Source organism: uncultured Photobacterium sp. (genome assembly GCF_947502415.1).
Classification (GTDB): Bacteria; Pseudomonadota; Gammaproteobacteria; order Enterobacterales; family Vibrionaceae; genus Photobacterium.
The window spans coordinates 1-20,900 of record NZ_CANMZV010000009.1; the positions used below are offsets into that span (position 1 = coordinate 1).

Below are 20,900 nucleotides of genomic sequence, written 5' to 3' on the forward strand. Positions count from 1 at the left end.
AGTGTCGCCATAAGATCACCCGATAACTCGACAAATAACTAAACTATAGTTCAAATCACCAAGTTGGCATCACGACCCATAGTTAGATTGAGCAAAAAATGTGTTTTATTGATTGTTATTTATTGGCACTTTTGAAACTTACCGTTGCACAAAAATGAATAGTACGTAGCATCACTCCAAAAAACACCTAGCTATCATTATGTTTTTATTAAACAAAACACAGAACAGGCTAATATCGCATAAACATTTATACCAAGAAAAAAACACAAGCAAATATAATCGGCATGGATGAGCAGATATATAAATGTTTAAACTGTCACGATATTAGACACACAGCAGTAAAGGATAGTTATGGAAACCCATACACTGATAAAAGAGTTCCAATCACTTGTTGGAGCAAAAAACGTTTTAACCCGTGCTAAAGAAACCGAATATTACCGTTCAGGCTTTCGCTCAGGGAGAGGCGAAGCACTTGCAGTCGTATTTCCGACTACCTTACTGGAACAATGGAATATCATTAAGGCATGTGTTGAATCAAACTGCATTATTATTATGCAGGCAGCAAAAACGGGGCTAACCGAAGGTTCAGCTCCAAGCGGCAATGATTACGACAGAGACGTGGTGATCATCAATATTACCCGAATGAAGCAAATTCACCTTTTGGATGGTGGCAAACAAGCAATATGCCTGCCTGGTACAAGCTTGCACAGCCTGGAAAAAGAACTAAAGCAAGTAAAGCGTGCACCACACTCTGTAATTGGCTCCTCTTCTATTGGAGCAACGGTTGTAGGCGGCATTGCCAATAACTCTGGCGGTGCACTGGTAAAACGCGGGCCGGCATATACTGAGCTATCACTATTCGCTCAGGTAGATAAAGAAGGCAAATTGCACTTAGTTAACCATCTGGGAATAGACGGGCTAGGTGAAACCCCTGAAGAAATTTTAACTAATATTCAAAACGGTAATATTAAACCTGAAAATATCCAGCATGATGTGGGTATGGCTTCGGACCGCGAATATGAAGATCGCATTCGTGATGTAGACTCTGATATTCCATCTAGATTTAACGCCGATGAACGCCGACTATATGAGGCAAGTGGTTGCGCGGGCAAACTAGGTATTTTTGCAGTCCGAGTTGATAGCTACCCTGTTCCTGAAAAAGAGCAGGTTTTTTATATTGGTACCGATGATGCCGACAAACTGACTCAGCTAAGAAGGGATATCTTATCCAACTTTAGCAATTTGCCAGAAATGGGCGAGTATATGCACCGCGATATATTTAACCTGGCAGAAAAATACGGTAAAGATGTTTTTCTTTCTATCAATCACTTAGGTACAGAAAGTCTTCCTATGTTCTTTGCACTAAAAGCAAAAGTAGAGAACTTTTTAGGCCGTATTCCTTTTATTAACAAATACTTGCCTGACACCATTTTGTACTATGTGAGCAAATTATTCCCTCAGCACCTACCAAAACGTATGCTGGATTTCCGTAACAAGTATCAACACCACCTAATCTTAAAAATGAGTGACGCGGGTATTGATGAAGCAAAAGCATATCTGGATAAGCATTGGGGAGAAGGCTCAGGCGGTAGCTATTTTGCCTGTACTGCCGACGAAGGTAAAAAAGCACTGCTACATCGCTTTGCCGCAGCAGGTGCTGCCATCCGTTATGAGACCATCCACAGAAAAGACGTAGAAGAGATACTAGCTCTGGATATAGCCCTTCGCCGTAATGACCGTGACTGGGTAGAAAAGCTGCCAGAAGAGATAACCCAAAATATGGTGACATCGCTCTATTACGGTCATTTTATGTGCCATGTGTTCCATCAGGACTATATCTTCAAGAAAGGCACTGACACCAAGAAAATGAAATCGCTAATGCTGGAACTACTTCAGCAAAAAGGAGCGAAGTACCCTGCGGAACATAACGTTGGCCACCTTTATGAGGCCGAAAACACATTGCAGGACTTCTATCATAAGCTGGATCCAACCAACACCTTTAACCCGGGTATTGGCAAGATGAGCAAATACAAGCGAAATTGCAGCTGCTGCCATTAAAACGCAAGGCCAGAGCATAATGCTCTGGCCTTTTTTATGAGTTAATCACTCTCATACCAAACTGAAAATTTCGAGGGAAGCTCTATCAGAGCCCCAGATACAAAAAAACCAGCTTTCGCTGGTTTTTCTGAATAAGATGGAGGCGCGTCCCGGAGTCGAACCGAGGTCCACGGATTTGCAATCCGCTGCATAGCCACTCTGCCAACGCGCCATATCTGTAACTAAGCATAGCTTTGCTTAGCTTAGCTTTATCGCCTATGGTGACGATAAATATTAGATGGTGCCCCGGGCCGGACTTGAACCGGCACAACGCGAACGTCGAGGGATTTTAAATCCCTTGTGTCTACCAATTCCACCACCAGGGCACGCAATTCTGGATTGCGATGCTGTTAACTGAAAAGTCAGACACCATCTTCGATACCGCTAAAAAGCCATATCTTAATATCTTATGGAGGCGCGTCCCGGAGTCGAACCGAGGTCCACGGATTTGCAATCCGCTGCATAGCCACTCTGCCAACGCGCCTTTGATTTCACGAGTTTCCCCGTGAGAACGAAGCGTACTTTACTGGATTCTGAAAATGAGTCAATAAAAAAATTATTGTTTTTATTCAGGTGGTTAAAAACCAATCCACAAAGGCTGTTACCCACCCACTCCGAACAAAGATAACGCATAACAAGGCGGCATTATTTTTTACTGCAACTTGAATTTCCCTACAACCGACTCCAATTGACTGTTGACCGCAGCCAGATTTATGGTTTCATTTGTTGCTGCCACACCATTTGCAGATAACTCACCCACAATTTCACGAATGGCTGTCATATTACGGGTAATTTCATCCGCAACAGAACTTTGCTCTTCAGCCGCCGTCGCAATTTGTGTATTCAAGTCATTAATCTGAACAACTGATTGAGTTATCCCATCAAGATCATTTGCCACCAACGACGTACTTTCAACCGTTTTTTCGCAGGTTGATTTCGTAATACCCATTGCTGAAATAGCGGTCTCAGATCCACTACGTAACTTATTTAGTGTTTGTTCAATTTCAGCCGTACTAGTCTGCGTTCTGGCAGCAAGAGCCCTGACTTCATCAGCAACCACAGCAAAGCCTCGGCCTTGTTCTCCGGCCCGAGCTGCTTCAATGGCAGCATTCAGTGCCAGCAAGTTCGTTTGATCAGCAATTTCACCAATAACGTTCAGTACGTTGGTGATATCTAACGTATCCTTTCCGATTTCTTCAATACTGACAGCTGTGTTTTCAACTTCATCAACAAGCTGGGATACTGTGTTTGTCGCACCGGTGACAACGCTTCTCGATTCCGTAACTTGTGAATTAGTTTTCTGTGTAAATTGTGATGCTTCAGATGCATTTCTCGCCACATCATTAGCCGTCGCACTCATCTCCTCAATCGCAGCAACAATTTGCTCAGTTTCTGTTGTGTGAGCAGTTAACACGTCATGATTAGAGTCTGTTTGATTTTTAAGCTGGTCGATACTACGTGAAATATGTTCAGAAGATTGTGAGACTTCCAGCATCAATGATTGCAGGTTACCGATAAAGGTATTGATCCCGCCTGAAATTTGCCCCAGATCATCATTACTGGTTACAGGCAACCGGCGCGTAAGATCGCCATTACCTTGTGACAAATCGAGTATGACATCTTTGAGTGAAAGGATAGGACGATAGAGAACATTTAATGTGGCAAGAACAAGAGAAATGACAACAGCAAGCATAATGACGGAGGTCATAATCGCACTTGTTAGTGCCTCATCAATTGCTGCATAAGCTATCGATTTATCTACACCAATAAAGAGATACCATTTCTGCCCATTAACCAGATCAATCGCTTTAGTGAACGATAATTTATCTACTCCGTTAAGCGTGTAAGGTAGAGTACTTATGTCTTGAGATAACATAGCACGCTGAACACCTGTCATTCCAACATCGGTAAACTGAGTACCAGCCGTTAACACGGGAGAATTGGAGACCAACGCTTTTCCCGTCACATCCATAATTGCGGTGACCGCGCCCGGAAAATTAACGTTATTTACGGTATCGGCTAAAATGGACAGTTCAATATCACCAATAACCACACCATCTCCGAGACTTTTCACGATAGAGATAACCTGCTCACCAGTACCTGAGTCGGTATAGATATCTGTCAGCTGTAAGCCGCTTGCTGCTCTGCCTTGTTGATACCAAGGACGAGTTCGAGGGTCATATTTTTCTGGATTCGCAACACCTTCAACCCAAACATCATCTATAGTGGTTGAATACGCACGACCGTCATCCAAACCGAAGACGACATCACTGAAGCCAATACTATCGACGGTTAATTTAGCAGTATTGACGTAGTTATCACCGATGATTCCAGCTTTATAATTGCTTGCCAAAGACTGGATTGCATTCGATTTAGCCTGAAACCAGGCTTCAATTGTTTCAGCCTCATACTCAATAATAGCTAACGATTTAGTATTAATACCCTCAACAGTACTATCTCTGAGATGAATATAGCCCAGCCAGTTCGATGCTAACAAAGAGACGGCAACTAATGCCACCACAGTGGTGACAATGGTATTTTTAAATCCAAGGGATTTCATTTTGCTTAACCTGTATCAGGACGAAAAAAAAGGCTAACAATGAAAAGTGTACCACTATCCCTATGGACAACATTGCAATAATATCAAACTCTCAATAGGTATATGCGCAAGCCAAATAACCCGTACTACGCTTGATAGACATACCTCTCACCGATTAATGCGCTTATCAGATGTGAGTTAAGTTCCTAACCTCATTAAAAAAGCGAGTGTAATTACATCCAATTAAGAATCAATCCATCATTATGTAAAAGACTTTTACCTGTGAGTAATAATAAATTATGAAGGTAACTATCCTGACACAGGGGGCAGGACCCCACCCACACTAACGCTTTCGCACCGTGCTGATGACAGGATTAGCCCCAAATAAACTTCACGACTTTAACTCAGACTTTTATGGGCAACTCGCAGGCACCTCCTTGGCAAAGGTAAAGAGTAAGATCATCACTGGTAAACCAAGAACTCAAAGGCACTATCTGACTTATCGCGTTCCTGTCATGACCATTTACCGCCAACCACACAGTACTAGGCTGTGTCTCTTAATAAATTTATATACTTATCACATGCTAATGTTCTGAGGTAAGTAGTTATGAAACGGTATGAAATTTCTGACGAAGCATGGAAATGGTTAGAGCCTTTGCTTCCAGCACAACGCAGTCACCAAAAGGGCCATTCATACAAAAACGATCAATGCTACCTCTTTTCCTGCGCATTTACTGAACTCTGTCTATAGTTATTCAACGTGCTGATATGTTAAAAAATCCTTGTGAAATTAAAAGTTATTTTTTATGTCAGCCATAACTAAAAGCAAAATAATTCAAGCCGATTTATTTTTGGAGAAAGTATATGGACCGTAGAGATTTTATTCGCTTTAGCATGGCGGGGATCGTTGCCCCTAAATTGGCCCTTGCTGGTGTTCCAGATTCACCATTTGCAGGTTCAGTTTTTTACACAAAGGATGCGCCTGGCCGATGGAGCAAAAAAGTCGGTGGTCACCTACCTAATCTAGAGATAGATAAATCTGCCGGTCTTATTCAGGTTGTCACAGGACATGAGATGCAAGGGTTTGATCATTATATTGGTGAGCTTACGGGAAGATAGCTTGATTTAGAGGTATGGGCGGTTCCAGCCGGAGCCGGAACCTGTTGATCAGATATGAGATTGGTAGTTCCAGGGGAGGAACCGTTCGGGGGCGGCCCTGACTTCGCTTTGCAGCCGCTGCAATGTATTAAAGTAATCCAGCACATTGATGCCGGCTTCGGCTGAAGTCGCTATCATCGACATCACCACATCAGCGATGCTCGCTCCTGCCTGCGTCTTGTGGAACATGGCATTTTTACGGTTTCGCGCAACCAGTTTTAGCGCCTGCTCCGCCCGGTTATTGTCCAACTGTGCGCCTTCAATACGGCAGAACGCCGTCAGCCCTTCATAGTGCTTATTGAAGTAACTAACCGCTTTACCAAGACTGCTGTTTTCTTCCACGTTACCATTTGCCAGCTCAGCCTCACCCCAGTCACGGATCTGCTTCATCACCGGAAGTGAGTGTTTTTCATGCCAGGCCAGTCTCCGTTCTGCGTTCAGTCTAAGCTCTCTGGCTTCATCATCGTACCGCCAGATTTCCCCGTACCACTTTAATACCTGCTCCACTTCCTCCGGGAACTGGTTCAGAACTTCTGCGAACTGGCGTCGGCCATGACTATTACACAAGCAGTGCTGCACCTCATACCCAAGTGACGGACGATTACTGGATAACGCATCACTCATCAGCAACGGAGGCGGATGACAGGATCTTCGCTGACTCAGGGTTTCATCGATAAACTCTCCGGCATGCCCGATATTAGTTTGATACAGCACAATATTGTGGCCATCAGCCAGGCTGGCAACCAGGCCTGAGCTGTAGACACCGCTTCGAAGGCGGTGCTTATCGCTGTTGCGCTGGGGCTTTTCAACCGGAACCTGGTTTAAAATCCGGTTACCAGTGTCATCCAGATAATAGTGCACAGCGTTAGCCGCATTTTGTGCCAACACTTTGTAGACCGGTTGCAGACTATTGGCAACCAGCTCTGTCTGGTCAAATACGGTGGAGGCTGTCAGCTTTACTCCCATCAATGCCTGGATACTCTCCTGGCGGTAGTAAGGAGCGCCGGCAAAAAACTTGTGCAGTGCCATCAGGCTACGGGCACTGTAGCCATACATCTGCCCCGGCTCACCATCCTCAACCACCTCTGAAGGCAGCTTGGCAGTGAAGTACTGACCACAAGCGTTGCAGCGCAACCGCTCCATGACATGTTGCTCTGGCACGAACGGACTTTGGCCGGAGATCCGCAGCATGGTTGCAGGCTCATACTTATATAGCTTACCTTGCTGACATTCGCGGCAGAGGTCACCTTTACTCAGACCGTCCAGTTTATGCTGAGTGACTTTTGGCTTCACCGGTGCGCCCGGCTTGGTGCTTCTGGGTTTAGGACGTTTTTGACCGCGCTTTTTGTTGGTTTTGCCACCCTGACCAAGCAGGGTATCCATGGTCTCCGAGGATCTGACCATGCCAACCAGCTTACGCAGCTTATGTAAGGTGATATCGTTATCAGACAGGCGTTCCTGCAGGGCTGCTAGCGTTTTTAATGCCTTCAGCAGAACCTGACAGTCTTGTGGACTCAGTGCAAGGTTATGCTCCGTCGCCTCCTGTACTCGCTGGATCAGTCCGTCCAACTCCTCGCCGTCGATATCGGTAATCTCTTGAGTCATCTCATTTCCTGTAGAGTGACTTGTTGGTGCGTTCATTATTCCAGCTCCACATGATCGGTCAAATTGATCGTGAGGATCGATAACCCAATTAAGAAGAATGTGCACATGGTCATAGTCTTTGCCATCCAGACCGACCCGTCAGCAGGGTTTTAAGTTGCTTAGCGGCCAAAGGAGCAACCACATCCTGATGATGACGGGGCCAATCCTGAAAGCGACCTTTGGACAGGCGGTTGGTAAACACAAACAAGGTTCCGCTACGTGGCGCCTGTTTTAGCTGATGACGACACAAGGCGGTAAATCCATCAATGCCACAACGGAAATCAGCCGGTTTAGTGGCAAGCAGAATTTTGGTATCAGCGGTCAGGTGGATCATGGCCGCACTCCGGCTTCCTGTATCAGGATCCGCAGTAAGTCTGGGGACATATTCCCACAAATACGGATTTGACTTGAATTGGGCAAGATCAGCTGCAGGTTCAGGCCTGACTTGTGCTGTAAATCAGGCTCAACCTGCAATGGTATAAAGTCTGGTGTGGTGGCCTGTTCGACTGGAAATAGCTTGCGCCAAGTATTGAGTTGAGTGGTACAGATCCGTAATGCCTTGGTGATCTGACCGATTCGATAATCCTCAAGTAGCTTAACAGCCTGCTGGCGTAGTTCATCAGGGATATTGACGTGTTTACTGGCGCGGGTTTGTCGCCAGTTCTCGAAAGAGGAGATGGCTTGGTTCAGCTTTTCCTGGTTCTGCATAGTGCTCTTCCTCATATTGGGTACGCACTAAGTAAACCAGAGTAGTTTGGTTAAGTTGAGCTATGCTGCCGTAAGCTCACTTATATTGTCAAACATGTACTGCTCGACAAAAATTATCAACTCATTGATGAAAAGATGTTTAACCCAATGACCGATAAAGCGCCAATCTCTACTTTTAACATCAGCAATTATCGCGGGCCTCTGTATGCACTAAGTGTTTGCAATAAACATGATACATGGCTGAACCTTGTAGAAGTTTAAACTTTATCGCTTTGGTGAAATTACAGATACAAAAAAACCAGCCATAAGCTGGTTTTTTTGTATAAGATGGAGGCGCGTCCCGGAGTCGAACCGAGGTCCACGGATTTGCAATCCGCTGCATAGCCACTCTGCCAACGCGCCATATTTTGGAGCGACACACGATATTCCTGATTTTCAAGAAATTTGGCGTGAACCCAACCTTAGCAAGGTTACATTCTACCAACTGAGCAAGTGTCGCATGCTGTATAAATACAGACTTAATAGATGGTGCCCCGGGCCGGACTTGAACCGGCACAACGCGAACGTCGAGGGATTTTAAATCCCTTGTGTCTACCAATTCCACCACCAGGGCACGCAATTCTGGATTGCGATGCTGTTAACTGAAAAGTCAGACACCATCTTCGATACCGCTTAAAAGCCATATCTCAAATTGTTTGGAGCGACACACGAGGTTCGAACTCGTGACCTCAACCTTGGCAAGGTTGCGCTCTACCAGCTGAGCTAGTGTCGCAAATGGAGGCGCGTCCCGGAGTCGAACCGAGGTCCACGGATTTGCAATCCGCTGCATAGCCACTCTGCCAACGCGCCAAAAAGTCTTTCGACACACCGCTTACGAATCATCTCGCTACGGTACGGGAATGTAATTTACTGATTTTAAATAATGAGTCAATAAAAAAATTGAACTTTTCCTTTGATTGATTAAAAAGCAACAATTACAGTTAAAAAGAACGCCATTTTTGCTTAAATTGACAACAGCACTTTAAAATCACATAAAGCCGCATTGCGGCCTTACTCAACCAGCTAGCTCACCTTCCACTGTGATAATGAACGTTTAAAATCATCGTAGCCAAATTCATTCAGTTTTTCGATGCTACCATTTTGTCGCTGACAATAAATAGAAGGCATCCTTAAGCCATTAAACCAATTCAGTTTTACCATGGTATAACCAGCACTATCCATAATGTGCAAACGCTGTCCGATTGTCAGCGGCTGCTCAAATTGAGCAACACAAAACTGATCACCAGCAAGACAAGAGCAACTACCAATAACATAAGTATGCACCCCCGCCTCGCTTGCTTCAGCAACTGCAGCCGGTTCATTGTAAATTAACGTATCTAAGCGATGAGCTTCAGTCGCACTATCTACAATCGCTGTCTTCATTTCGTTTTCTACGATATCCACAACAGTAACAACCAGATCTGTTGTCTTGGCAATAATCGCCTCACCGGGTTCAAGATATAACTGAACACCATGCTTTTCTGAAAACGCTTTCAGTGCTAACGCCAGCTTCTCAAGCTCGTACCCAGGCCATGTGAAGAAAACGCCCCCCCCTAGGCTTACCCAATCCAGTTTATCGAGATACTGTCCGAACTGTTCTGATATTGAATTCAGCAAGGCTATAAAAGCACCAGCATCTTTGTTCTCACAGTTCATATGGAACATTACACCATCCAGGCCATCGAAGACATTTGGATCAAGGTGAGCAGCCTGCACCCCTAACCGAGAGAACTTACGCGCAGGATTTGCTAAATCTTGCCCGGCATAGCTGACACCGGGGTTCAGACGAAGGCCAAGCGAAGCTTTACCTTCAACAATATGCCGATAAGCTGCCAACTGGCTTTGCGAGTTGAAAATCATTTTATCGCATATATCAGCGACTTCCTTCACGTCATCTTCGCTATAACCGACACTATACGCGTGTGTTTCACCACCAAATGTTTCATCGCCCAATTTAACTTCGTATGGAGCACTGCTTGTCGTACCGTCCAGATAAGGCTTAATAATGTCAAATACGCCCCATGTCGAAAAGCACTTAAGCGCCAGCACCAATTTCACGCCAGACAGCTCTTTCAAACGTCTCGCTTTCTCTAAGTTAGCGATCAACTTTACTTCATCAATCATGAAGAAAGGTGTTTTTAAATCTTTTTTCTCTTTTTTCTGCATCTTAATTACCAACAAGCCGATGTCGTGCCAACACCGACTTTATCAAAGATGATTAAAAATATAACTTTATACAGCAATCAGGAAAAATAACCCGCGTAAGTCATTATTTCAGGATATTGATTAGTGGCTGCCCTACTACCAGCTCCTCAACATGCCAATCAAGACCAATGCCTGGCATTGTTTCCAAGAACGGATCCGGATCTAGCTGCTCCATATTGAAGACACCAGCGTCAGCCCACTCTCCACGGAAATATTGCAGAGCCGCAGTAATTGCAGGAACACCTGTTGTGTATGAAATGGCCTGGTGCTCAACATCTTTGTAAGCAACCTGGTGATCGGCATTGTTATAGATGAACACACTGCGCTCTTTACCGTCTTTCTTACCTTGTACCCAAGTACCGATACACGTTTTCCCTGTATAGCCAGGCGCTAGCGACGTTGGATCGGGTAGAATAGCCTTCAGAACTTTAAGCGGTTCCACTACCGTGCCGTCTTGCAGGGTGACCGGTTCAGGACTTAGCAAACCAATATCACGCATGCAGTTGAAATAGTTCAGGTAACGGTCACCAAAGCCCATCCAGAATTCAATACGCTTTGCCGGAATAAACTCTTTCATTGAGCGCACTTCATCATGCGCCATTGAGTACACTTTATGGCTGCCCACTTCCGGGAAATCAAACTCCATCATTCGGGTATGACATGGAACCTGTTTCCATTCGCCATCTTCCCAATAGAACGAATCCCCCTGAATTTCCAGCATATTGGTTTCCGGATCGAAGTTAGTTGCAAACTTTTTACCGTGATCACCCGCGTTAACGTCCATCACGTCAATGGTGTCAATTTCGTCAAATAGATGCTTAACAGCATAAGCGGCAAAAACACTGACTACACCGGGGTCGAAGCCTGCACCCAGGATGCCAGTGATACCTGCTTCTTTGAATTTCTCACGGTACCCCCACTGCCAATCGTAAGCTTCTGGTACTTGCTGGCCTTCCGAGCACAGATCTACAGCAACCGATGTATCTAAATATGATACTTTAGCCTGGTAACACGCTTCCATGATGGTCATGTTTACCCATGGAGGGCCGGCATTTATCACCAGATCAGGCTGAACTTCTTTAATCAATGCGACCAATGCATCAACATCATCAGCATTTACACTACGTGCTTCCAGTTTCTTTGACGGAACTTTCAGATTGTTTTTGTTCTGGATTGAATCAATGATCTTTTCACACTTAGATACAGTACGTGACGCAATTGTGATATCACCGAGTACATCGTTGTTCTGAGCGGCTTTATGCGCAATAACCCAACCAACACCACCAGCTCCGATTTGTAAAATTGCCATAGTTATATTTCTTCCCTTAATAATCTGAATAACTATTACTGTTGGCCCGGTTCTGCGCCGGACCATAGCAGCACATAGAGTTATATTGTCTGTTAGCTAGCCAATGAACGGGCAAGCTGGTTAATTTGATTCAGTAGTCCTTCGAAATCAGACATCTTTAAGCACGGATTAAGAATAGTGAACTTTAGAGCGACTTTACCGCCAACGACTGTTTCGCCAAGCACTGCAACACCTTTTACCAAGGCTTCCATACGCAAGTGCTTGTTAAGTTGATCAGCATCTACCGCACCGAAACCGACATGGCGGAACAGTACAGTCGATAACGAGGGCGCAGCCAATAATTCCAAATCAGCAGACTGGTTAATCATATCCGCCACTTTCTGTGTCTGTCCCAACAGGTGGTCGTACATTGATCCAAGGGCCTGAGTTCCCACACACTGCATGGTCATCAACACTTTCAGCGCATCAAAACGTTTGGTTGTAACGATTGATTTATCCACCAGATTCGGTAATAAGTCATCTTCACGATTCAGATAATCTGCATGATGTAGCAAGTAGTTAAAGTTCTCTTTATCCTTAAGCAGTACCGCACCGCAGCTTATTGGTTGATAAAACAGTTTGTGGAAATCAACACTCAGCGAATCCGCACGTTCAATGCCGTGCAAGCGTGTTTTATGGCGGCTCAAAATCAGCGCACCACCATATGCAGCATCGACATGTAACCATAGATTGTGCTGTTCAGCGATATCAGCCAGGCCGTTCAAATCATCAATAGCACCGTGATCGGTTGTACCTGCCGTACCGACCAAAGCGAACGGTATCAGTCCTTCACTCTTGAGCGATTCAACACTAGAAACCAGTGAAGCCAACTTGATAGTTCCGTCTGGGTTCGTATCAACACACTCAACCGAGTGTTCTCCCAGTCCAAGCAAGGACGCTGACTTTTGAACAGTAAAATGTGACTTCTTCGAGCAAAGGATACGCAGCTTACCAGCATATTCTGGCAGACCGTTTTTCTGGATGTTATGACAAGAAATTGTATCGGCAGCCCAATCACGAGCCAGTAGCAGCCCCATCAGGTTGCTCTGTGTTCCACCGCTGGTAAACACACCATCAGCTTTATTTCCCAGGTTATAGATGCCGCATAACCAATCGACAACTTTCTGCTCGACATACGTCGCGGCACTCGCCTGATCCCATGAGTCCATCGACTGATTCAGAGCACTGATAAACGCTTCAGCCGCAACCGCCGGTAGCAATGGTGGTGTATGCAGATGTGCGATGCAATTCGGGTGCTGAACCATAATTGAGTGTTTTGCAATGAGCTCACCGGTCTGCTCAATTACGTGTTCCAGCGGCATTTTCTGGTTATCCAGCTCAATATCATTAATTCGTTGCTTTAATATTTCTGGCTCCAAACCCGAGTATGGTGCATCGGTTGCTTCGAAAACCTGCTTTAGTACCAGAGCGGATTGATTCAGTGCCGCTTCCAGCCCTTCAGCACCGGCTTCACCGGTATGGATGAAATGCGCTCGCCACTTATCCTGTTCTGATTCAGAGGTCGTCTCAGTAACTTTTGCCGGCCCCGCTGTAGCAAGGATAGCTTTGCTAAGAGCCTCCAGAGCAAAGTCGATTTGTTCGTAGCTGATGATCAGTGGCGGGAGAAAACGCAATACCGCCCCCTGACGGCCGCCTTTTTCTACAATCAGCCCACGCTCAAGTGCTGCGCGCTGAATATTTAAGGTCAGCTCCGGATCAGCTTCAGGTTCTCCGAATTTATTCTTCTTACCACTAGGCTTAACGATTTCCAGCCCTAACATCAAGCCCCTACCACGCACTTCAGCAATACAATCGGTATATTTTGCTATGTGCTCCAGTCCTTCTTTCAAGTACTGCCCGGCTTTACGTGCATGTTCAACCAGATCATCACGGCGGATAATTTCCAGAGCCTTAGCGCCAGTTGCCATTGCCAGCTGGTTACCGCGGAAAGTGCCGGTATGTTCACCGGGAAGCCAGGTATCAATCGACTTGTCGAAAACAAGAATAGACATAGGCAACCCGCCACCGATCGCTTTGGATAAACAAAGAATATCCGGCGTTACGCCAGATTCTTCAAATGCAAAACGATAACCCGTTTTGCCGATACCACACTGGATTTCATCAAAAATTAGCAAGATACCATGCTCTCGGGTGATACGACGCAGTTCGCGCAACCAAAATGCCGGGGCGGGAATAACGCCCCCCTCCCCCTGAACAGGTTCAACAATAATTGCGGCGGGTTTCTGTACGCCACTTTCATCATCGCTCAGCATACGTTCAATATAACGAATACTCTGCTTGGCCCCTTCTTCACCTTTCAGGCCAAACGGACAGCGCAAGCTATATGGGAATGGCAGGAAATGCACATCCGACATTAGTCCCTGACGACGAGCCTTGGTATTTAAATTGCCCATCATCGCCATAGTGCCATTGGTCATACCGTGGTAGGCACCGTGGAAAGCCGCCATTACATTACGGCCTGTTGTCTGCTTTGCCAGTTTAATCGCCGCTTCAACGGCATCAGCACCAGATGGACCACAGAACTGAATACGGGCATTAGCCGCAAACTCATCCGGCAGGAAGTTCATAACCTCTTTGATAAAGTTATCTTTGATCGGCGTTGTTATATCCAAGGTTTGATATGGCAACCCTTGATTCAACTGATCAATAATCGCCTGATTGATTTCCGGATGGTTATAGCCCAATGCCAATGTACCCGCGCCAGCCAGGCAATCCAGGAAAAGTTGGCCGCGACTATCTTCCACCAGCGCACCTGATGCTTTCCTAATAGCAAGAGGAAGCCGTCGAGGATAAGAACGAACTTCAGACTCATAATGCTCCTGACTCAAGAGAAGCTCATCCGGCGAAAGATCGTACAACTCATGTACAACCGGTACATTTGAAGCCAGCTTGATATCGTCTAAATCAAACACATTACTCATAGGTGTTATCCATGATTACAGCCATATTCTCATGGCAAAAACGCAAGAAATCCCAGCAAAATTCAATAATTGCAACCACGCAAACGTTTGACTAGTTAATGATAATAACCAGGTGTTGAATTTTTAATTTTAGGGATCAATTCCTTGCTGATATACGCAAACACCATCAGCCACGGCTAATGATGCGAACAGTGTTACAGCAATTCGCTGAAATGATTTAGAAAGGAAATATCAAGGCTCAGTAATAATACTGCAGTTAGGTAAGACAAAGCTGATTTGAGTTTTCATTGTTAGAATATTCACTGTTGGGTTCCTTCAATATGCTGCTGCAAATTATCTGCAAACAACGCTATTAATGCCCTTCTACTGACAACCACTTCGCCAGTACCTACGGCACGTTGTGACACTATCAGCTCGAATTCATCACAACGCATATTTCTCAGAGCAACTCTCCCCCCGAGATTGCGCAGAAAAGTAACATATTGTTGTTATTCATGCCAACGGTTATTACCTTCTGCAAAGACCAATCTGTTTATAGGTCAAAGTTGCCACTAAATTATACAACATCGTTTAATTTTTGCTCTTTGTGACAACTTCTACAGATAGAAATCCGCTTTCATATAGGAATATGAATTAGTTCAAAAACCATACAAAGTGATTATGCTAGCTTATCAATGATGAAATTAAACTCATACTTCGACAATGGTGAACGTTATGGATAACCGTTTCCTGCTATATGGTAAGTTACTGACTATCGCTGGCTACTGTCATCTTTGAATAAGACATTACGCTGACGGTCTGTACAGCATCATCGACCACTTGCCTTCGACAAGGCTCAATCTTCATCTCAACATCACGATACCCGACCCCGGTTCCCCACCAAGACTTTTGCCACTTTTATCTTTTATTAAAAGATTCATTTGTTATGGCGTAATACCACCCCGCCAACAATAGCGACAATAAGGAATTAATATGGAAATTATTCTGGGTATCGCTGCTTTATTAGCAGCCTTGTGCTTATTTTCACTGTTTAGCTTCAAAGCCCCGAACGGTAGTGCTGCCATGAGTGGACTGGCTGACGCTGCCATCGCAACATTCTTGGTTGAGGCTATCCACAAATTCGTAATGGGTAATCTCTTCGGCGTCGAATACCTCGCCGAATTCGGCAACATGGTCGGTGGCATGGGAGGCATTGCTGCTGCAACCTTGGTCATGTTGAGAATGGGTGTCCAGCCGGTGTTTGCGATTGTTACAGGCCTGGCGATGGCCAACCTCGGGATCCTCGAAGGCTTCATTGTCGGCTACCTATTCTCGTTTGCCGCACCACTATTTAAAAAGTACCTGCCGGAAGGTGTTGATGTTATCGTCGGTGTGTTAACCCTTGCGCCACTGGCGAGACTCGTCGGGATTTTCATCAGCCCAGCACTTGAAGTGCTGATGGGAACCTTGGCCAACATGATCACCGAAGCCACATTACTATCACCACTGGCAATGGGCTTCTTGCTGGGCGGCCTGATGAAGATGGTCTGTACCTCCCCTCTCAGCTCTATGGCCCTAACGGCTATGCTTGGTCTAACCGGATTACCTATGGGAATCGCAGCCATTGCCTGCGTTGGCGGTTCATTCACCAACGGTTATATCTTCCATACCCTGAAGCTGGGCAAATCCAGCAATACTGTGAGCGTTATGCTTGAACCGTTAACTCAGGCCCATATCGTCACTCGCAACCCTATCCCAATTTTTATGTCCAACTTTATCGGCGGTGCACTGGCTGGCACTATTGCGGCTTACTTTGGCATCGTCAATGATGCCCCGGGCAGTGCCGCTCCAATTCCAGGCCTGCTGGCATCTATCGCCTTCAACGAACCACAAACACTCTTTATGGCAACCGTTGCCGCAGCGTTTGCTGGTGTCGTCGGTGGTGTTATTGGCAACCAAATCTACAAACGCCTACTTGCGGAGCGTGTTCCTTTGCAGCAATTTGCAGATGGCTAATTAACTAACCGATCCCTGTACTCATAAGGCTTACCTTAAGGTAAGCCTTCTTTTTCATCTGCAATCACTTTTAAGATCGCATCCGATACTATTAATACCAAACTGAATAATAATGTGATCCGTTAGACAAAACACTCCATTGGCTTTATTACCAATGCTCCTCCCAGTACTTTCCCGCTGTTATTTGCCATAATGTCAACAACCCTAACAATTGTTGCAAAAAATATACTAATAATGCGAAACACGGATGACTTCCTGATTTTCTACCACTTAATAGAGCAAGGCTCTTTCAGTAAGGCAGCTGACCAAGTGGGGCTGACAAAATCAGTTGTGAGCAAGCGAATAACACGGCTTGAAACCGATCTCGGGGTACAACTTCTGTACCGAACGACCCGCAAGCTAACCCTGACTGAAGCAGGCGAGATCTTTTACCACCATGCTCGTGAGATTTATCTTTCAGTCCAGGATGCTGAAGATGCAATTAGCGGCTTAGGTGAAAGCCTTTCAGGTACAATAAAACTGACGGTGCCAACCATTTCCGGCGAGCTTATCCTGCCGCAGGCCATTGCTGAATTCAGCGAAAAATACCCGGATATTACGATTCAAATGGATCTCGATAACCGCTTTGTTGACATTGTAGAAGAAGGCTATGATCTGGCGATAAGAACCGGTGTACTACCCGATTCCAGTTTTATCGCGCGCCGTCTGACAGATGCCCACTGGGTGATTTGCGGTGCGCCAGCTTACTTTAGTCGACACAAGATCCCGGCATCATACAAAGATCTGGTTAATCATAATTGCCTGGCCTACAGCTACCAAGAAACCGGAGCGACTGAGTGGCTATTCAAAGGAAAATCAGAGCCTTTTACGGTCAAAGTCGCGGGCAACTTCAGTACCAATAATGCCTCTGCTTTGCGTAAAGCGGCATTATTCGGTCAAGGCTTAGTCTATGTGCCCAAAGTCCTGGTTGCCGATGATCTTCAAGCCGGTACGCTGGTTGAGGTACTTCAGCATCAAGTCGCTAAGTGCTTAGGGATCTATGCTATCTACCCCTATACTCGTCATCAGCCTGCAAAAATAAAACTATTCATTGAACACCTCTATCAATGCTACCACCAGCATGAAGATAAGTTCTGATACCGTCATTTAAGATCAAAAACGTGGCCGCTAATGGCCACGCTTTTTCTTACATTACCCCACCAATTCATGCTGAATCTAGCGGAAAAAATATTAAGCCCGTACCTGGCTTACTTTATCCACCAGATACAAAATGGAGCGATATTCGATACCGCTGTGCTCCGATAATCCAATCTCACAAGTACGACTATTTGAATACCCTTCCTTACAATTATCCGGCACCTGCGCCTTAAGCGGTGATAATGCAGCCTCATTTAGCTCAGGAGTAGTAAAGCCTTTATCGCCCGCAAAACCGCAGCACTGGATATCTTCGGGAATGATCACTTGCTTGGCACAGGCTTCTGTCACTCGCTGCATGATATTCGCCAGTCCTTTGCGACGTGACGTACAAGTAATATGTAACATAACAGGTTCATCCTGAGGCTTAATATCCAAACGAGGCATCACAAACTCAGCCACAAACTGGAAGGGTTCGTAAATCGTGATATCACGCTGCAAGTTATCTCGGCTCAAACTGGCGCAAGGGCTGGTGTCCATCAGGACAGGTAACGTCCCTTGCTTCGATGCCTGCCATAATGCCTCTTCCAGCTGCTGAGCTTTCTCGTTGGCCGTATCAACAAATCCTTTGCTTTTATATGGCATTCCGCAACACTGGCTATTCAGGTCATCGGGAAAAACGACTTCATAACCTGCCCTTTCCAATAGAGAAATTGTCACATCAGCGAGTGAACGAGGATCCATCGCCTGTTTTTCCGTTCCCATATTTCGGGAAGCACAACTCGGGAAATAGACGATCTTTTCCTTAGAGACAGAACGGATCGTAAGCTCTTCTTGTGACATCTTCGCGGCTCTTGGCATATGCGGTGTCCAAAGCGGGATTTTTTGACCAGACAGCTTGTGTGCCGCCTTTGTTAAGGCTCGCATGTTTTTGGTACCTAACACAGAATGCATACCATTTGCGGCACTCAAACCAACTCGGGTAACAGCCGTAATGCCATCAAAATGCTCCGCAGTCCAACGTGCGATGCCCTTTGCCAGACCAGAATGATCTTCGCGAAGTTTACGCATCAAGTCGCCGGTGTTAATATCCACCGGGCACCGATCCGCACATAAGCCTGTCGCGGCACAGGTTGCCACTCCCTGATATCGAAATGTCTTTTCCATTTCTGCCAAGCGGGCCGGGTCTTCATTCGTTCTGCGCAGCCTGCTTATTTCGCGGTAAACCGTATTACGCTGTCGCGGCGTCAGAGACAAATTCCTCGAAGGACAGATCGGCTCACAAAACCCACATTCAATACATTTGTCAATGAGCGTATCAGCAGCAGGCATTTCCTTAAGATCTTTCACGTGCGCCTGATGATCGCTATTAAGGATTACCCCAGGGTTCAAAATACCAGTACCGTCAAAGATACGTTTGATCTGCTGCATTAGGGCATAGCCTTCAGAGCCCCATTCGAGCTCAACAAAGGGAGCCATATTTCGCCCGGTTCCATGCTCTGCTTTCAAAGATCCCTGGTAATCCACGGCTACTAATTGGGCAACGGCATCCATAAAATCACTATACCGTGCAACTTTTTTTTCGGTATCAAAAGCCTGGGTGAAAACGAAATGCAGGTTCCCCGCCAAAGCATGACCAAAGATAATGGCTTCGTGATAGTCGTACTTAACAAACAATTCCTGCAACTCGCGCACCGCCGGAGCCAGCTGCTCAATAGGAAAAGCAACGTCCTCGATAATGACCGTCGTACCGGTTTGACGCACTGCGCCAACGGCCGGGAAAAGGCCTTTACGAATTCCCCATAACTGGGCACAAACACCGGCATCACGACTGAATGAAACCTGCTCCATTGGGGTGAACTCTTCAATGAGCGCCATTATTGAGCTGGCCTGTGAGGACAAATCAGCCTCATTTTCACCATGCAGCTCAATCAGTAATGCAGCAGCTTCTGTATTACCTTCCTCACCCAGCTTCGCGATAAAGCCCGGCATACCAGGTTTATCTGCAACCGAAGCCAGAGCACGGCTGTCCATCAGCTCCACAGCGGCTACCTGAGTTTTACTCAAAGCGCTAACAGCCAGGCATGTCTTCTCAATATCTGCAAAGACGAATAAGCCGGATGCCTTGAAAGCATGATCAATCACCGTGTTATAGGTGATATCAGCAATAAAGCCGAGCGTACCTTCCGATCCAATCAGCAGATGCTGGAGTATTTCTATCGGATCGCCATAATCAACCAGTGAATTTAGGCTATAACCGGTTGTGTTCTTAAGACGATATTTGTGCCTGATTTTATCTGCCAGCTCCGGGTTATTCTGGCAGTTTTCAGACAGAAGAGATAATTCGGAGAGCAGCTGAGAATGGCTCAGTCTGAAGCGTTCAACACTGTGAGGTTCCAAAGTATCCAATACAGTCCCGTCGGCAAGCACAACGGTCATTCCCGCCAGTGTTTTGTAGCTATTTTGTGCTGTACCACAGCACATCCCAGAAGCATTGTTCGCAGCAATACCACCAATTTTACAGGTGTTTATTGAAGCCGGATCCGGACCAATTTTACGGCCAAAAACTGACAGGTATTTATTGGCATCGGCACCAATCACCCCCGGTTGAAGCCATATCTGTTTGCCGTTATTTAAGATCTTATGATTACGCCAGTTATCTGTGAGAGTAATGAGAACAGAATCCGACAAGGCCTGCCCAGAAAGGCTGGTTCCCGCAGCACGAAAAGTCACTGGGATATTCATGCCATAACAAGCCTTTATGGCAAACACAACTTCATCTAACGTATCAAGCTGTAAAATCAGCTTCGGTACCAGACGATAAAAACTGGCATCAGTACCATATGCCAAAGTAAGGGTGGGATCTGTAATGATCCGCTTATCATCGATCTGAGCCTTTAACTGCTCAGCCAATGCGTTGTAGGGCTGTTGCATTTGTTGCTCCGTACACGTCAATTTTCTCTTCTATTCAGACTAGGCTTTAACATTGTTATAAGCGATCGCCATATAGTCTTATTGACCTATTTTATAGAGAGAGTTTTATTAGACATATCGCCATCAATACACTTCTTCGTTGCAAAAAGTGCATCAA

The 20,900-nt window shown here is 45.7% G+C and carries 12 protein-coding genes and 7 tRNA genes; 4 read left to right on the forward strand and 15 right to left on the reverse strand.

Annotation, left to right across the window (positions count from 1 at the left end; all coding sequences use genetic code 11):
• Positions 1–351: 351 nt before the first annotated feature.
• Positions 352–2,058 carry a D-lactate dehydrogenase gene (gene dld, locus Q0852_RS11170; RefSeq protein WP_299018110.1) on the forward strand — a complete coding sequence of 569 codons (1,707 nt, stop codon included), beginning with the start codon at positions 352–354 and terminating at the stop codon, positions 2,056–2,058.
• A 137-nt stretch (positions 2,059–2,195) separates the two neighbouring features.
• On the opposite strand, the gene Q0852_RS11175 is transcribed toward dld, so the two are convergent.
• The 4 genes from Q0852_RS11175 to Q0852_RS11190 form a co-directional block, all read right to left on the reverse strand.
• Positions 2,196–2,269: transfer RNA gene (locus Q0852_RS11175), tRNA-Cys, on the reverse strand.
• 67 nt (positions 2,270–2,336) lie between these two features.
• Positions 2,337–2,423 (reverse strand) — tRNA-Leu (locus Q0852_RS11180).
• 84 nt (positions 2,424–2,507) lie between these two features.
• A tRNA-Cys gene (locus Q0852_RS11185) sits at positions 2,508–2,581 on the reverse strand.
• 168 nt (positions 2,582–2,749) lie between these two features.
• Positions 2,750–4,657 (reverse strand): methyl-accepting chemotaxis protein, encoded by a 1,908-nt coding sequence (locus Q0852_RS11190; protein WP_299018111.1) that lies wholly within the window; start codon positions 4,655–4,657, stop codon positions 2,750–2,752.
• An 843-nt stretch (positions 4,658–5,500) separates the two neighbouring features.
• On the opposite strand from Q0852_RS11190, the gene Q0852_RS11195 reads away from it, so the two are divergent.
• Positions 5,501–5,755: a hypothetical protein gene (locus Q0852_RS11195; RefSeq protein WP_299018112.1), complete on the forward strand. Its 255-nt coding sequence runs from the start codon at positions 5,501–5,503 to the stop codon at positions 5,753–5,755.
• Between the two features lie 48 nt (positions 5,756–5,803).
• Here Q0852_RS11195 and Q0852_RS11200 read toward each other — a convergent pair whose 3' ends face one another.
• From Q0852_RS11200 to Q0852_RS11245, 10 genes are all read right to left on the reverse strand, one after another.
• Positions 5,804–7,435, reverse strand: a complete 1,632-nt coding sequence (locus tag Q0852_RS11200; protein WP_299018113.1) for an IS66 family transposase — start codon at positions 7,433–7,435, stop codon at positions 5,804–5,806.
• Positions 7,436–7,508: 73 nt separating this feature from the next.
• Positions 7,509–7,772, reverse strand: a complete 264-nt coding sequence (gene tnpB, locus Q0852_RS11205) for an IS66 family insertion sequence element accessory protein TnpB (RefSeq protein WP_299018114.1) — start codon at positions 7,770–7,772, stop codon at positions 7,509–7,511.
• Positions 7,769–8,146 carry a hypothetical protein gene (locus Q0852_RS11210; RefSeq protein WP_299018115.1) on the reverse strand — a complete coding sequence of 126 codons (378 nt, stop codon included), beginning with the start codon at positions 8,144–8,146 and terminating at the stop codon, positions 7,769–7,771. Before Q0852_RS11210 ends, tnpB begins: the two co-directional genes overlap by 4 nt.
• Before the next feature lie 328 nt (positions 8,147–8,474).
• Positions 8,475–8,548: transfer RNA gene (locus Q0852_RS11215), tRNA-Cys, on the reverse strand.
• A 124-nt stretch (positions 8,549–8,672) separates the two neighbouring features.
• Positions 8,673–8,759, reverse strand: a tRNA-Leu gene (locus Q0852_RS11220).
• An 83-nt stretch (positions 8,760–8,842) separates the two neighbouring features.
• Positions 8,843–8,918 (reverse strand) — tRNA-Gly (locus Q0852_RS11225).
• Positions 8,919–8,921: 3 nt separating this feature from the next.
• A tRNA-Cys gene (locus Q0852_RS11230) sits at positions 8,922–8,995 on the reverse strand.
• A gap of 213 nt (positions 8,996–9,208) precedes the next feature.
• Positions 9,209–10,351 carry a carboxynorspermidine decarboxylase gene (gene nspC / locus Q0852_RS11235; RefSeq protein WP_299018116.1) on the reverse strand — a complete coding sequence of 381 codons (1,143 nt, stop codon included), beginning with the start codon at positions 10,349–10,351 and terminating at the stop codon, positions 9,209–9,211.
• Between the two features lie 103 nt (positions 10,352–10,454).
• A complete protein-coding gene (locus Q0852_RS11240) occupies positions 10,455–11,699 on the reverse strand; it encodes a carboxynorspermidine synthase (RefSeq protein ID WP_299018117.1) in 1,245 nt (414 codons plus the stop codon).
• 92 nt (positions 11,700–11,791) lie between these two features.
• Positions 11,792–14,680, reverse strand: a complete 2,889-nt coding sequence (locus Q0852_RS11245; protein ID WP_299018118.1) for a pyridoxal phosphate-dependent class III aminotransferase — start codon at positions 14,678–14,680, stop codon at positions 11,792–11,794.
• A gap of 972 nt (positions 14,681–15,652) precedes the next feature.
• Between Q0852_RS11245 and Q0852_RS11250 the strand changes: the two genes are divergently transcribed.
• Both Q0852_RS11250 and Q0852_RS11255 read left to right on the forward strand, forming a co-directional pair.
• Positions 15,653–16,675: a PTS sugar transporter subunit IIC gene (locus Q0852_RS11250; RefSeq protein WP_299018119.1), complete on the forward strand. Its 1,023-nt coding sequence runs from the start codon at positions 15,653–15,655 to the stop codon at positions 16,673–16,675.
• A 234-nt stretch (positions 16,676–16,909) separates the two neighbouring features.
• Entirely contained in the window at positions 16,910–17,812 is a 903-nt protein-coding gene (locus Q0852_RS11255) for a LysR family transcriptional regulator (RefSeq protein ID WP_299018120.1), read from the forward strand.
• Positions 17,813–17,905: 93 nt separating this feature from the next.
• Here the strand turns inward: Q0852_RS11255 and Q0852_RS11260 are convergent, their stop codons facing one another.
• A complete protein-coding gene (locus Q0852_RS11260) occupies positions 17,906–20,743 on the reverse strand; it encodes an FAD-binding and (Fe-S)-binding domain-containing protein (protein ID WP_299018121.1) in 2,838 nt (945 codons plus the stop codon).
• Between the last annotated feature and the right edge of the window lie 157 nt (positions 20,744–20,900).

Bases quoted from the DNA above. Each gene is read 5' to 3' on its own strand.
- Q0852_RS11190 (WP_299018111.1), bottom strand. From the start codon at position 4,657: ATGAAATCCCTTGGATTTAAAAATACCATTGTCACCACTGTGGTGGCA.
- Q0852_RS11200 (WP_299018113.1), bottom strand. From the start codon at position 7,435: ATGAACGCACCAACAAGTCACTCTACAGGAAATGAGATGACTCAAGAG.
- Q0852_RS11210 (WP_299018115.1), bottom strand. From the start codon at position 8,146: ATGCAGAACCAGGAAAAGCTGAACCAAGCCATCTCCTCTTTCGAGAAC.
- Q0852_RS11255 (WP_299018120.1), top strand. From the start codon at position 16,910: ATGCGAAACACGGATGACTTCCTGATTTTCTACCACTTAATAGAGCAA.
- tnpB (WP_299018114.1), bottom strand. From the start codon at position 7,772: ATGATCCACCTGACCGCTGATACCAAAATTCTGCTTGCCACTAAACCG.
- Q0852_RS11245 (WP_299018118.1), bottom strand. From the start codon at position 14,680: ATGAGTAATGTGTTTGATTTAGACGATATCAAGCTGGCTTCAAATGTA.
- Q0852_RS11250 (WP_299018119.1), top strand. From the start codon at position 15,653: ATGGAAATTATTCTGGGTATCGCTGCTTTATTAGCAGCCTTGTGCTTA.
- dld (WP_299018110.1), top strand. From the start codon at position 352: ATGGAAACCCATACACTGATAAAAGAGTTCCAATCACTTGTTGGAGCA.
- Q0852_RS11240 (WP_299018117.1), bottom strand. From the start codon at position 11,699: ATGGCAATTTTACAAATCGGAGCTGGTGGTGTTGGTTGGGTTATTGCG.
- nspC (WP_299018116.1), bottom strand. From the start codon at position 10,351: ATGCAGAAAAAAGAGAAAAAAGATTTAAAAACACCTTTCTTCATGATT.
- Q0852_RS11260 (WP_299018121.1), bottom strand. From the start codon at position 20,743: ATGCAACAGCCCTACAACGCATTGGCTGAGCAGTTAAAGGCTCAGATC.
- Q0852_RS11195 (WP_299018112.1), top strand. From the start codon at position 5,501: ATGGACCGTAGAGATTTTATTCGCTTTAGCATGGCGGGGATCGTTGCC.